General features: G+C 62.5%; 11 protein-coding genes. 6 read left to right on the top strand and 5 right to left on the bottom strand.

Annotation, left to right across the window (positions count from 1 at the left end):
- The first annotated feature begins 1 nt into the window (after position 1).
- The 5 genes from ACGLWX_RS02505 to ACGLWX_RS02525 are packed head-to-tail and all read left to right on the top strand — an operon-like array spanning position 2 to position 3,017.
- The gene (locus tag ACGLWX_RS02505) at positions 2–334 is read left to right on the top strand and encodes a Na+/H+ antiporter subunit C (protein WP_252107455.1); all 333 of its coding nucleotides are present in this window, start codon (positions 2–4) and stop codon (positions 332–334) included.
- Entirely contained in the window at positions 331–1,842 is a 1,512-nt protein-coding gene (locus ACGLWX_RS02510) for a monovalent cation/H+ antiporter subunit D (protein WP_396237040.1), read from the top strand. The genes ACGLWX_RS02505 and ACGLWX_RS02510 overlap by 4 nt, the downstream gene beginning before the upstream one ends.
- The gene (locus tag ACGLWX_RS02515) at positions 1,839–2,336 is read left to right on the top strand and encodes a Na+/H+ antiporter subunit E (protein WP_396237042.1); all 498 of its coding nucleotides are present in this window, start codon (positions 1,839–1,841) and stop codon (positions 2,334–2,336) included. The genes ACGLWX_RS02510 and ACGLWX_RS02515 overlap by 4 nt, the downstream gene beginning before the upstream one ends.
- On the top strand, positions 2,330–2,599 hold the full coding sequence (locus ACGLWX_RS02520; RefSeq protein ID WP_252107452.1) for a K+/H+ antiporter subunit F: 270 nt from the start codon (positions 2,330–2,332) through the stop codon (positions 2,597–2,599). The genes ACGLWX_RS02515 and ACGLWX_RS02520 overlap by 7 nt, the downstream gene beginning before the upstream one ends.
- 31 nt (positions 2,600–2,630) lie before the next feature.
- Complete coding sequence (locus ACGLWX_RS02525) at positions 2,631–3,017, top strand: Na+/H+ antiporter subunit G (protein ID WP_396237044.1); 387 nt, start codon at positions 2,631–2,633, stop codon at positions 3,015–3,017.
- A 74-nt stretch (positions 3,018–3,091) separates the two neighbouring features.
- Here the strand turns inward: ACGLWX_RS02525 and serB are convergent, their stop codons facing one another.
- From serB to pgi, 5 genes are all read right to left on the bottom strand, one after another.
- On the bottom strand, positions 3,092–4,021 hold the full coding sequence (gene serB / locus ACGLWX_RS02530; RefSeq protein WP_396237046.1) for a phosphoserine phosphatase SerB: 930 nt from the start codon (positions 4,019–4,021) through the stop codon (positions 3,092–3,094).
- Between the two features lie 4 nt (positions 4,022–4,025).
- Positions 4,026–6,272 carry a DNA topoisomerase IV subunit A gene (gene parC, locus ACGLWX_RS02535; protein WP_396237048.1) on the bottom strand — a complete coding sequence of 749 codons (2,247 nt, stop codon included), beginning with the start codon at positions 6,270–6,272 and terminating at the stop codon, positions 4,026–4,028.
- An 82-nt stretch (positions 6,273–6,354) separates the two neighbouring features.
- Positions 6,355–8,325 (bottom strand): methyl-accepting chemotaxis protein, encoded by a 1,971-nt coding sequence (locus ACGLWX_RS02540; RefSeq protein ID WP_396237050.1) that lies wholly within the window; start codon positions 8,323–8,325, stop codon positions 6,355–6,357.
- A 139-nt stretch (positions 8,326–8,464) separates the two neighbouring features.
- On the bottom strand, positions 8,465–10,360 hold the full coding sequence (gene parE, locus ACGLWX_RS02545) for a DNA topoisomerase IV subunit B (protein ID WP_396237052.1): 1,896 nt from the start codon (positions 10,358–10,360) through the stop codon (positions 8,465–8,467).
- 148 nt (positions 10,361–10,508) lie between these two features.
- Complete coding sequence (gene pgi, locus ACGLWX_RS02550; protein WP_396237054.1) at positions 10,509–12,200, bottom strand: glucose-6-phosphate isomerase; 1,692 nt, start codon at positions 12,198–12,200, stop codon at positions 10,509–10,511.
- A gap of 104 nt (positions 12,201–12,304) precedes the next feature.
- Here pgi and cmoA point away from each other — a divergent pair, with 104 nt between their 5' ends.
- On the top strand, positions 12,305–13,048 hold the full coding sequence (gene cmoA / locus ACGLWX_RS02555; protein ID WP_396237056.1) for a carboxy-S-adenosyl-L-methionine synthase CmoA: 744 nt from the start codon (positions 12,305–12,307) through the stop codon (positions 13,046–13,048).

The raw sequence follows: 13,048 nt of genomic DNA on the forward strand, positions 1-13,048 counted from the left end.
CATGGAAACGCTTTACGCGGTGACCACCGGCGTGCTGAGCGCCTGTGGCCTCTATCTGACGCTTAGAGGGCGCACCTTTCCGGTAGTGGTGGGGCTGACGCTGCTTTCTTATGCGGTGAACCTGTTTCTGTTTTCGATGGGCGGGCTCACCACCGACGGCCCGGCGCTGGTGCACGGCGAAGGCGTCTACGCCGACCCGCTGCCCCAAGCGCTGGTACTGACTGCCATCGTCATCGGCTTTGCCATGACGGCGTTCGTGGTGATCCTCGCGATGCGTGCGCGAAGCGAGCTGGGCAATGACCAGGTCGACGGCAAGAAGGAAGACCGCGAATGATGCAACACCTTGTAGTTTTTCCCATCGTGGTGCCGCTGGTCGCCGGTATTCTGCTGCTCTACCGCCGCGAAGGGTTGATCCGCTTCAAGCGCGCGGTCAGCGTCGTGGCCACTCTGGCGCTAATGGCGGTGGCCATCACTTTGGTCGGGCGTGCTTCGAGCGGCGAGATTCTCTATTACGCGCTGGGCGACTGGCAGCCGCCGTTCGGCATCGTGCTGGTACTGGACCGGCTCTCCGCGCTGATGCTGCTGCTCACCTCCGTGCTCGCCCTGGGCGCGGTGGTGTTCGCCTGCGCCGGCGACGACGAAAAGGGCAGCAACTTCCACGGCCTTTTTCAGTGGCAGCTTTTAGGCATCAACGGCGCCTTTCTGACCGGCGATCTGTTCAACCTGTTCGTCTTCTTCGAGGTGCTGCTGCTCGCCTCCTACGCCCTGCTGCTTCACGGCGGCGGCAAGGCGCGTATCCAGTCCGGCGTCTACTACGTGGTGATGAACCTGGCCGGCTCGTCGCTGTTTCTGATCGCCGCCGGTATTCTTTACGGCGCGTTAGGTACGCTGAACCTGGCAGACATGGCGATTCGAGTGGCCGAGCTGCCCGCCGACCGCCAAGGGTTGGTCACCGCCGGCGGTTTGATTTTGCTGGTGGTGTTCGGGCTAAAATCCGCGATTCTACCGCTCTACTTCTGGCTGCCGCGGGCCTACGCTGCGGCCCCTGCTCCGGTGGCGGCGCTGTTCGCGATCATGACCAAGGTGGGCATCTACGCCATCCTGCGCGTGTACCTGTTGATCTTTGGCGACGCCGCCGGCCCGCTGGCCGCCCTCGAACAGGCTTGGGTGTGGTGGCTGGGCTTGGCAACGCTTGCAGCCTCCGCCGTGGGCATTCTCTCCTCGCGCGATCTTCGCCTGCTCATCGCCTATCTGGTGCTTTTATCGGTGGGTACGCTGCTGGTGTGCGCCGGCATGCGAAGCGAGGTGTCCGCCTCGGCGCTGCTTTACTACTTGATTCACACCACTCTGATCACCGGCGGGCTCTTTTTGCTCGCCGAGATGATCGGGGTGCAGCGCGGCAAGGCGGGTACGCGGCTGGTCAAGGCGCGCCCGCTGGTGCAGGGCAAGGCGCTGTCACTTTTGTTCTTCATCGGCGCGATTGCCGTGGTCGGCGTGCCGCCGCTTTCCGGGGCGATCGGCAAAGCGTTGGTGCTGGCCGCCGCCGACGACGCCCAGCGGCTGTGGCTCTGGCCAACGCTGCTGCTTGCAAGCCTTGCCTCGCTGATCGCGCTTTCCCGAGCGGGCTCGACGCTTTTCTGGCGCAGCGCCCACGGTAGCCCGTCGGGTAGCCGGCTGCCGGCGCTGCAGTGGTTCGGCGTGATCTGGCTATTGAGCGCCGCCCCCCTGCTGGTAGTGTTCGCCCATCCGGTCAGCGTCTATACCCAGGCCACCGCCGAGCAGCTCGCCAATCCCGAGCGCTTGACCGACACGCTTCTTTCACCATCGCGAGGCCAACTATGATTACCCCGCGTAAATGGCTGCCTACACCGGTTCTGTCGCTCTTGCTGCTGTTCGTATGGCTTTTGATGGCGCGCAGCTACGCCCCGGGGCAGATACTGCTTGGCGGTACACTGGCCATCCTCATACCGCTGGTGACCTACCGCTTCTGGGACGGCCACATGCAGATCAAAAAGCCGCGGCTTCTGGCGCGCTTCATTCTGCGCGTGCTCAAGGACATCGTGATCGCCAACTTCGAGGTGGCAAGGCTTTTGATCAACCCGTGGAAGCGGCTCAACCCGCATTTCATCGAGTACCCCTTGATGCTGGAGGAGCGCTTTACCATTACGGTGCTGGCCAGCACCATCAGCCTGACCCCGGGCACGGTGTCCGCCAACCTGCGCCTGGACGGCAAGTCGCTGTTGATTCACGTGCTGGATATAGAAGATGAGCAGGCGCTGATCGAGCAGATCCGCGAGCGCTACGAGCGCCCTCTCAAGGAGATTTACGAATGCTGAGCGTGGCCTTGACTATCACCTCAACATTAGTGGTGATCGCCCTGATTTTGAACCTGTACCGTTTGGTGATAGGGCCGGATTTGCCGGATCGCGTGCTGGCGCTGGACACCATGTACGTCAACTCCATTGCGCTGATCGTGCTGCTCGGGCTTTGGCTCGGCGGCAAGACCTACTTCGAGTCGGCGCTTTTGATCGCCATGCTCGGCTTCATCAGTACCGTCGCGGTGTGCAAATACATTCTGCGGGGGGATATCATCGAATGAGTGTTCTTTCGACGTTACCAGGAGCGCTGATATGGCCTTTTTAACCGAAGCGCTGGTGTCGCTCATGATGGTGACAGGTGGCGTGTTCGTATTCATCGGCTCGCTTGGCATGGCGCACCTGCGCGATTTCTACATGCGCCTGCACGGGCCGACCAAGGCCTCGACGCTGGGCATCGGCTGTATGCTGGTCGCCTCGATGGGCTACTTCTGGAGCATGGACGGCCACATCGACATTCAGGAGTTGCTGATAACGCTGTTTTTGTTCATCACCGCGCCGGTCAGTGCCCACCTGCTGGCCAAGACCGGCCTGCATCTGCGCCTGAAGCACGCCAAAAAGACCGGCGGCGTGCCATTCGAGCTGCGCGACGAGGAAGTGGGTAAAAAGCCGGTACCACATCCGGACAAGGGCCACGGCTAGAGGACTTCCTCCTTTCGCAAAAACGAAAAAGCGGCGCTCTAAGCACCGCTTTTTCATGGGTCATTCAGCGTTGGCTAGCGTACCAGCGCGTCTTCCGCGTGGCCCAGCAGGTATAAAAGCCCGTCGAGCCCGGCCGTCGATACCGCCTGCCGCGCCTCGGCGCGCACCAAAGGCTTGGCGTGATAGGCCACGCCCATGCCGGCCTGGGCGAGCATCTTCAGGTCGTTGGCGCCGTCACCCACCGCCACGGTTTGGGCAAGCGCCAGCCCCTCGCGGTTGGCGATCTCTTCCAGCAGTACCGCCTTACGCTCGGCATCGACGATCGGCTCGCTCGTTTCTCCGGTCACCAGGCCATCGCGTATTGCAAGTTCGTTGGCGTGGATCTCATCAAAGCCCAGCCGCGTTTGAAGATGACAGGCGAAGTACGTAAAGCCACCGGAGAGAATCGCGGTGCGATAGCCCAGGCGCTTGAGGTTCTTCATCAGCCGCTCGGCGCCGTCCATGAGCGGGAGTTCCAAAGCGATGCTTTCGAGCACGGTCTCGGAAAGCCCCTCGAGCTTGGCCATGCGCTCGCGAAAGCTCGCCTTGAAGTCGAGCTCGCCGCGCATGGCGCGCTCGGTCACCTCGGCGACGAGTTCACCCACGCCGTGGCGCTTGGCCAGCTCATCGATCACCTCGGCCTTGATCAGGGTCGAATCCATGTCGAAACAGACGAGTTTGAACGAGCGCTCGCCGGCCTCAAACAACACAATATCCACCGGGTGCGCCTCGCTGACCTTGAGCGCGGCGTGGCGAAGTGCCTGCCACTGCGGGTCATCCTGCGCCACGGGAGCCTCTACCACGTATTCGACAGCGTCCAGCGCGGCGCCATCTTCCTGACTCGCCAGGCGGGTGACGCTTTGTTCCGTGAGGTCGAAGCGAGCCATCAACGCGGCCACTTCCGATTCGATGGCCGGTGTCAGTACCGGCGCCAGTACGGTCAGGCGTTTTTCGCTACGTGCCATGTGGCTACTCCCCTGCCTCTAGCCGATCCACTTTTTGAAAACCACGGGGGAGCTTGCTGCCCCGGCGCCCGCGTTCGCCGCGGTAGTATGCCAGATCGGCGCTCTTCAAGGTGAGCTTGCGCTTGCCGGCGTGGATGATGAGCTCGGCGGTATCGTTGAGCACCACCACGTCGCGAACGAACTCTTCGCGCCGCGCGGCGCGGGCGCCGGGAATATCGAGCAGCTTGTTGCCCTTGCCCTTGCTCATCTGTGGTAGCTGCTCCAGCGGGAACAGCAGCAGCCGCCCTTCGTTGGAGACCAGCGCCACCCACAGCGCCTCGCCTTCCGGCACCGCCACCGGGGGCATGACGGCGCAGCCCTTGGGCAGGCTGAGCACCGCCTTGCCGGCCTTGTTCTTGCCGGTGAGATCATTAAGCGTTGCCACGAAGCCGTAGCCGCCGTCGCTTGCCAGCACGTAGCGCTGGGTCGGCGGGGCGAGCATCATGCCGGCCATCTGCGCGCCGGCGGCGACGTTGGCGCGCCCGGTGATCGGCTCGCCCTGGCCACGAGCGCTGGGTAGATTGTGGGCGGAGAGCGTGTAGGCGCGCCCGGTATCATCGAGTAGCACCAGCGGCTGGTTGGTCTTGCCTCGGCTGGCCAGTTGGTAGCGGTCGCCGGCTTTGAACGAGAGCCCGGCGGGGTCGATATCGTGGCCCTTTGCGGCGCGAATCCAGCCCTTCTCGGACACCACTACGGTGATCGGGTCAGCGCCCAAAAGCTCTACTTCAGAAAGCGCTTTCGCCTCGGCGCGCTCGACCAGCGGCGAGCGACGGGCATCGCCGTGCTCCTTGCCGGCGGCGCGAATTTCCTTTTCGATCAGCGTGGTCATTTTGGCGTCGCTGCCCAGCACGCCGGTGAGCGTCTTACGCTCTTTTTCGAGCGCGTCCTGCTCGCCACGAATCTTCATCTCCTCGAGCTTGGCCAGATGGCGCAAGCGAAGCTCGAGAATCGCCTCGGCCTGGCGCTCAGTCAGCGCGAACGCTTCGATCAGCGCGGCCTTGGGCTCGTCCTCCTCGCGGATGATGCGAATCACTTCGTCCAGGTTCAGGTACGCGGTCAAAAGCCCTTCGAGAATATGCAGGCGCTCTTCCACCTTACCCAAGCGGTGCTCGAGCCGCCGTCTCACGGTGGCGCGGCGAAAGGTCAACCACTCGCCAAGCATGTCCGGTAGCGGCATCACCCGCGGGCGGCCGTCGAGACCGATCACGTTCATGTTCACCCGAACATTTTTTTCGAGGTCCGTGGTGGCGAACAGGTGCGCCATCAAGGATTCGACATCTACCCGGCTCGAGCGCGGCTCGATCACCAAGCGTGTGGGCTCCTCATGGGTCGACTCGTCGCGCAGATCCGCCACCATGGGCAGCTTTTTGGCCTGCATTTGGGCGGCGATCTGCTCGAGCACCTTGGCGCCGCTCACCTGGTACGGCACCGCGGTGATGACGATGTTCGCCTCTTCGCGAACGTAGCGCGCGCGAAGCTTCACCGACCCGCGGCCGGCCTCGTAGAGCTTACGCAGATCCGCCGCCGGGGTGATGATCTCAGCGTCGGTGGGAAAGTCAGGCGCGGGGATGAATTCCATCAGGTCCGCGGTGGTGGCTTTCGGATTGCGCAGCAGATGGCAGGTCGCCTCGACCACTTCACTAACGTTGTGCGGCGGAATGTCGGTGGCCATGCCCACGGCAATGCCGGTGCCGCCGTTGAGCAGTACATGAGGCAAGCGCGCCGGCAGCACCACCGGCTCCTGCATGGTGCCATCGAAGTTCGGCGCCCACTCGACGGTGCCTTGGCCAAGCTCCGAGAGCAGCACGTCGGCGAATTTGGAGAGCTTCGCCTCGGTGTAGCGCATCGCGGCAAAGGATTTAGGGTCGTCGGGGCTACCCCAGTTGCCCTGGCCGTCCACCAGCGGGTAGCGGTAGCTGAACGACTGCGCCATGAGCACCATGGCCTCGTAACAGGCGCTGTCGCCATGGGGATGGAACTTGCCGAGCACGTCGCCCACGGTGCGGGCAGACTTCTTGTACTTGGCGTTGGCGTTGAGAGAAAGCTCGCGCATGGCGTAGATGATACGCCGCTGCACGGGCTTCATGCCGTCGCCGATATTCGGCAACGCCCGGTCGAGAATCACGTACATCGAGTAGTCGAGGTACGCCTTTTCGGTGTAGTCGCGAAGGGAGAGGCGCTCGACGTCGCCTTCCGCTACCTGAATATCCATATGATTCATACCCTGGCTGACAACAAGGCCGCCCTGCTCAGGGCGGCAAATGAGCGTGAACGTCGCCGGGTAAACCGGCGCGTCATGTTAATTGATAATGTCGAGCAGCGCCGTCCGCGGCGTCATCGTCGTGACCCAACGCCTGAGTGGCGGTGCCGTGAAACTCGTCAAGCAGGGCTTTTAACCGCTGCGCCTGGCCTGAAAGCTCGTTGGTCGCGCCGGCTGCCTGATTGACGAGACCCGCGTTTTGCTGAGTCACGCTGTCCATCTGCGTTACTGCTCGATTGATTTCGTCGATCCCATTGGTCTGCTCGCTCGATGCCTGGCTGATTTCGCTAATCCGCGCTGACACTTCGTCGATGGCGATAATGATCTCGTTCATCGCCGATTCCGCTTCGCGGGCGTAGCCACTGCCCGAGGCAATTTGCTCGGAGGTATTCTTGATCAACGAGTTAATGCTTTTCGCTGACGCGGCGCTGCGCGATGCCAACTGGCGCACCTCGCTTGCGACCACGGCAAACCCTCGCCCGTGCTCGCCGGCGCGCGCGGCCTCGACCGAGGCATTCAGCGCCAAAATATTGGTCTGAAACGCGATGTTTTCGATCACCTCGACAATCGAGGCAATTTCGCCGGAGCTTTCGTTGATCGACTGCATCGAGTTCGCCAGCCGCGATACCTGTTCACCGCCGCGTTTGACCCGGGTGGCAGACTCTTTCACGCGCTCTTCGGCTTTGCCTGCGTTGTCTGCGTTGCGCTTCACGGTTTCCGCCATCTCTTCCATGGTGGACGAGGTTTCTTGCAACGATGCCGCCTGCTGCTCGGTGCGGCTGGAAAGCTCGACGTTGCCTGCGGCGATCTCAGTGGACTCGCTAGCAATGGCGTCGGCGACGGTGCGTACATCGCTAAACAGATGCTGAAGCTTCTCAGCGTAGCGGTTTACCGCGTGGCGAAGCTGACCTATTTCGTCTTCACGATGAATCGTCAGCGCGCGATTCGCCCCCTCTTGCCCCAACTGGTCGATCTGGCGGGTGGTACTGCGGATCTGAGCGATCAGCGCGCGCCCGCCCAGCCAGCCGGCGAACAGCAACAGCGCCAAAAGCGGCATGATAAACAGCAGCAAGTCACGCGTTAGCGTGCGCGAAAGCGCCGTCACGCGCTCGCTCGGCGTCACCAGGCCCAGCGTCCAACCGGTGTTGGGCATATCGAATAGATGAATATTGGCCGGTTCATCGACCATGCCCGCCTGCTCAACGCTGATTTGCGTTTCGCCGCTATCGAGCGCGGTCGAAACCGGCGCCAACCACGGCATGCTGGAGGCGACGTCGCGTAAATTTTGCATCTCGGGCGAGGTCTGCTGCATACCGGGCAGGTCGATGATGTTGCGCTCTTTATCCAGCACGAAAGCGTAGCCGCCGGTGGCGCCCCCCGTTTCTGACAACAGTGCGGCGACACCGCCGAGCTCCATGTCGAGAGTCGCCACGCCGGCGAACTCACCCTCCAGATAGTAAGGGATGCTACAGGTTACCATCGCTACGCCGCTGGCCGGGTCACGATACGCCTCGGACCATACGCAGCGACCCGGGGCCGCGTCGCGCGCACTTTCATACCAGGGCTCACGCTGGTAGGGCGAAGCAGTTGGCGCATTGTAGTCATTTAGAAAATCAAGCCCCCCGCTTGCATTGCGCGCCCAGAAAAAGCTGGCCCGCTCGATACCGGGTAAAAAAGCGTTGGGCTCGGGCCACACGCCGCCCCCGGCGATGGCCTCGTTGCCGTTATCGTCGATCACGTTGGGAAGCGCCGCCTGGTATAGGCTTTCGTCCCGCGGTAGCGACTCGGCAAGGGCGGCGAGGCTCGCCGTATTGCCCTCTACACGGGCAAGCTCTCCGGAAAGCGCGTTGACGATCGAGCCCCCGGTTTGATCGATCAGTGAATTACTCGCCTGCATGGCCAGCGGCTGCCCGCGCCACGCCATCACGCCATAAATCCCCGCGGCCATCAGGAGTGTGAGTACCACCGCGGCAAACGTTAGCTGCCTGGAAATCGTCTTAAGCAAAGCTGTTCCCCTTATTTCCCGCCAATATCGTTGGTATGCGCCCCCATACTTTCGTATGAGCACCCAGCCGTATTCTATATTGGTGGATGGCTCGCTTACCCAAGAGGATCAAGCATTAACACGTCCATTTTGAGCGATATCACACATCGATCTCGGCAAGATTGCCGTAATCTTCCAGCCACTTCTTGCGATCGCTGGCGCGCTTTTTGGCCAGCAGCATGTCCATCATCTCAAGCGTGCCGTCGCCATCAGTCAGGGTGAGCTGCACCAGCCGCCTGGTCTCCACCGCCATGGTGGTTTCACGAAGCTGCAGCGGGCTCATCTCGCCCAGGCCCTTGAAGCGCTGAACGTTCGGCGTACCGCGCTTTTTGGCAAGGCTTTTAAGAATGGCGGCCTTCTCGCTCTCATCCAGGGCGTAGTGCACCTCCTTGCCCAGATCGATGCGGTAAAGCGGCGGCATCGCGACGAACACGTGGCCGGCGTCCACCAGCGATGGGAAGTGCTTGACGAACAGCGCGCATAAAAGCGTGGCGATATGCAGCCCGTCGGAGTCGGCGTCGGCGAGAATGCAGATCTTGTGGTAGCGCAGCTTCTCTAGATCGGCGCTGCCGGGGTCGGCGCCGATGGCCACGGCGATGTCGTGCACTTCCTGGGAGCCGTAGATGTCGTGGGTCTCGACCTCCCAAGTGTTCAGGATCTTGCCGCGCAGCGGCAAAATAGCTTGGGTTTCGCGGTTGCGCGCCTGCTTGGCGCTGCCGCCGGCGGAGTCACCCTCGACCAGAAACAGCTCGCTTAGTGACGGATCCTGACCGGAGCAGTCGGCGAGCTTGCCGGGCAGCGCCGGGCCTGACGTCACCTTCTTGCGCGCGACCTTCTTGGCCTTTTTCTGGCGGCTTTGGGCGGCGCTGATGACGAGCTCGGCGAGCTGCTCGGCTTGGTCGACGTGGTGATTGAGCCACAGCGAAAAGGCGTCCTTGACCACGTTGGAGACGAACGCGGAAATGGTCCGCGACGAGAGCCGCTCCTTGGTTTGGCCGGCGAACTGCGGGTCGAGCATTTTGACCGAGAGCACGAAGGATGCGCGCTCCCAAAGATCGTCGGCGGTGAGCTTGATGCCGCGCGGCAGCAGGCTTCGGTACTCACAGAACTCGCGCAGCGCGTCCAAAAGCCCGGAGCGAAAGCCGTTGACGTGGGTGCCGCCCTGGGGCGTGGGGATCAGGTTGACGTAGCTTTCCAGCAGCGCCTCGCCGCCTTCCGGCAGCCACTGGATCGCCCAGTCGACGCCGTGCTCGTCGTCGCTGAAGTGGCCCACGAAGGGCTCACCCGGAAGCACCTCATAGCCATCGGTGGCTTGGGCGAGATAATCACGCAGCCCATCCGCATAGGCCCACTCGGTTTTGGTGCCGTCGGGCTCGACCAGCGTTACCGCAAGCCCTGGGCAGAGTACCGCCTTTGCGCGCAGCAGGTGCTTCAATCGGCCAAGCGCGAGTTTGGGGCTATCGAAGTAGCTTTCGTCGGGCCAGAAGCGCACGAGCGTGCCGGTGACGCGTTTGGCGGCCTTGCCGATCTCGTGAAGTTCCTCGGCCTTTTCGCCGTGCTCGAAGGCGATGGCGTGGCGGGCGCCGTCGCGGGTGACTTCGACTTCCAAGCGCCGCGATAGCGCATTCACCACCGAGACCCCTACGCCGTGCAAACCGCCGGAGAAGCGGTAGCTCGACGCCGAGAACTTGCCGCCGGCATGGAGCTTGGTGAGGATTAGCTCGACCCCGGAGACGCCGTGCTCCGGGTGGATGTCGATCGGCATGCCGCGGCCGTTATCCTTGACCTCGATGGCGCCGTCGCTCGAAAGCACCACCTCGATGGCCGTGGCGTGGCCCGCCAGCGCCTCGTCGACGCTGTTGTCGATGACTTCCTGAGCCAAGTGGTTGGGTCGCGAGGTGTCGGTGTACATACCGGGGCGCTTGCGTACCGGCTCGAGCCCGGAGAGAACCTCGATCGAACTCGCGCCGTACTGAGAGCCGTCAAACTGGGTCATGGTGCATCAATTCCTGGGAAACGGTACTTGGGCCGCGCAAGGGTGAACGGCGCGGCGAAAAAGGCACAGGATAGCGTAAAAGAAAACCACTGTATATCCAGCCATGATTGACCAACGACCCCGCCGGCCACTTGCGCTATCGAATGGGTCAGGGGTCGCTCTGCTCGGCGGCCCAGAAGGCGCGAATCAGCCCCTGGCTCGAGGCGTCCAGCCGGCTCAAGTCGCCCTTGCCTTCCATCAGCGCGCGGGTCTCCTTGGCGATCTCCTTGCCAAGTTCCACCCCCCACTGATCGAACGGGTTGATGTCCCAGATCACCGCCTGTACGAACACCTTGTGCTCGTAGAGCGCGATCAGCGCGCCGAGGGTATGCGGGGTGAGCTCGTCCATCAGCACCGTGGTCGAAGGCTGGTTGCCGCGATAGCGCTTGTGCGCCGGCGGCGCGCCCTCTTCGTCGACGGCGTCGTCGCCAAGCATCAGCACCCGCGACTGGGCAAAGCAGTTGGCCAGCGACAGCCGGTGCTGCGCTTTCAAGTGGCGCCGGGTGTCCGGGTCCTCGACGTCGTCGTAGCGCTTGAGCGGGGCGATGAAGTCGCACACCACCGGCTGGGTACCCTGATGAAGCAGCTGATAAAACGCGTGCTGGGCGTTGGGCCCGAGCTGCCCCCAGAGCACCGGGCAGGTCGAATAATTCACGCGCTCGCCCCGCCCCGTGACCGACTTGCCGTTGGACTCCATCTCGAGCTGCTCGAGATACGCTGCAAAGTACTCCAGGCGCCCATCGTAGGGCAGAATCGAATGGGCGCGAATGTCGAGAAAATTGACGTTCCAGATGCCGGCCAGGCCCAAAAGCACCGGCAGGTTCTGTTCAAGCGGCGCCTCACGAAAGTGGTTGTCCATCGCGTGCGCACCTGACAACAGCGCGCGAAAGTGCTGCATGCCGACGATCAGCGCGATGGGGAGCCCGATGGTACCCCAAAGCGAATAGCGCCCGCCCACCCACTCCCAAAACATCAGCTGATGATCTTTAGCGATCCCCCATTCGCACATTTTCTCCGGGCTCGCCGAGACGCCGATGAAGTGCTGACGAACGATGAGCTCCGCGCTCACCGGTTTGGCGCCGGCCATGTCATCGTGCTCGGAAAGCCGCCCCAGCAGCCAGTCCTTCGCCGTGTTGGCGTTGGAGAGCGTATCGATAGTGGTAAACGATTTCGACGACAAAATGAACAGCGTGGTTTCCGGATTGAAGCGGGCCAGATAGTCGGCGAGCTGCGAGCCGTCCATGGTCGAGGCGAAGTGCACGTCCACCGGGTGGATATCCGCGGGCCGGTAATCCGCCAGCGCATGGGTGACCATCAAGGGGCCGAGATCCGAGCCGCCAACGCCCAGATTCACCACGTGGCGAATCGGCTTGCCGGTTGCTCCGCGCCACTGGCCGGCGTGGAGGCGCTGAACCAGCCGCTCCATCTGATTCAGGCTTTCATGAACACAGGCCACGACGTCTTCTCCCTCGACGTCGAGCGTGGCCTCTACCGGTAGGCGCAGCGCGGTATGAAGCGCCGGGCGGTTTTCGCTAAGGTTGACGCGTTTACCGCTCAGCAGCGCCTCGATGGCACTGGGCACGCCCGCCTCTTCGGCTAGCGCAAGCAGGTGCACCAGGGTGTCATCGTCAAAGCGCTGTTTTGAAAGATCGAGCGTGAGACCGTGCACTTCGTGACGAAACGTCTCGAAGCGGTTGGGGTCGCCGAAAAGATCTTTCAGATGCATCGTTTTCAGCGTTTGCGCGTGCTGCTGGAGCGTTTGCCAGGCGGGCAGCGTATCGGGTGTGTCGTGTTGTGCCAAAGCCGTTTCCCTCTTTTTGGCGGGTATCCGAAAGCCCAGGACTGTCGCCTCAAAGCGCGGGGGCGTAAACTACGGCCCCTTCCACTTTTGATCCTGGCTTGCCCATGAGTACCGCATCTTACCGTGACGCCATCTTTTCGACACCCCTTGACCGCGTGGCGCGTTTCTCTTTCGACGAACAGGTAGTGGCCTGTTTTCCCGACATGATTCGAAGGTCAGTACCGGGGTACGGCCAGATTCTGGGAATGCTTGGCCTGATCGCAAAGCGCCACCTGCGCCACGGCGCCCACGTGTATGACCTGGGCTGCTCGCTGGGAGCCTCGGGCCTGGCGCTCGCCGGTGCACTGCCCGCCGATGCGTTTCGCTATACCGGCGTCGACGTGTCGCCGGCAATGGTGGAAAAGGCGCGCCAGACGTTCGAAGCCGAGTGTCCCGAACACGCCATGACGGTGCTCGAAGAGGATATTCGAACCCTCGAGTATACAGGCTCGGGCATGATCATCCTGAACTTCACGCTGCAGTTTCTGCCGCCTCAAGATCGCGACGCGCTGCTGGCGCGCCTCTATGCGGCGCTCGAACCCGGCGGCGTGCTCATATTATCCGAAAAAACCGTCGACCCGGACGAGCGCGACAACGCCTGGCGGGTCGAGCGCTATCATGATTTCAAGCGCGCCAACGGCTACTCGGACTTGGAAATCAGCCAAAAGCGCACCGCGCTCGAGAACGTGCTGATTCCCGACAGCCTCGACGGCCTGCACGAGCGGCTTTCCACGGCGGGCTTTCCCCGCTCGGTGACCTGGTTTCAGTACCTGAACTTCGCCTCCTTGATCGCGTTCAAGGAGGGCTAA

It is taken from the genome of Halomonas sp. HMF6819 (genome assembly GCF_044335525.1).
In the GTDB taxonomy this organism is placed as follows: domain Bacteria; phylum Pseudomonadota; class Gammaproteobacteria; order Pseudomonadales; family Halomonadaceae; genus Vreelandella.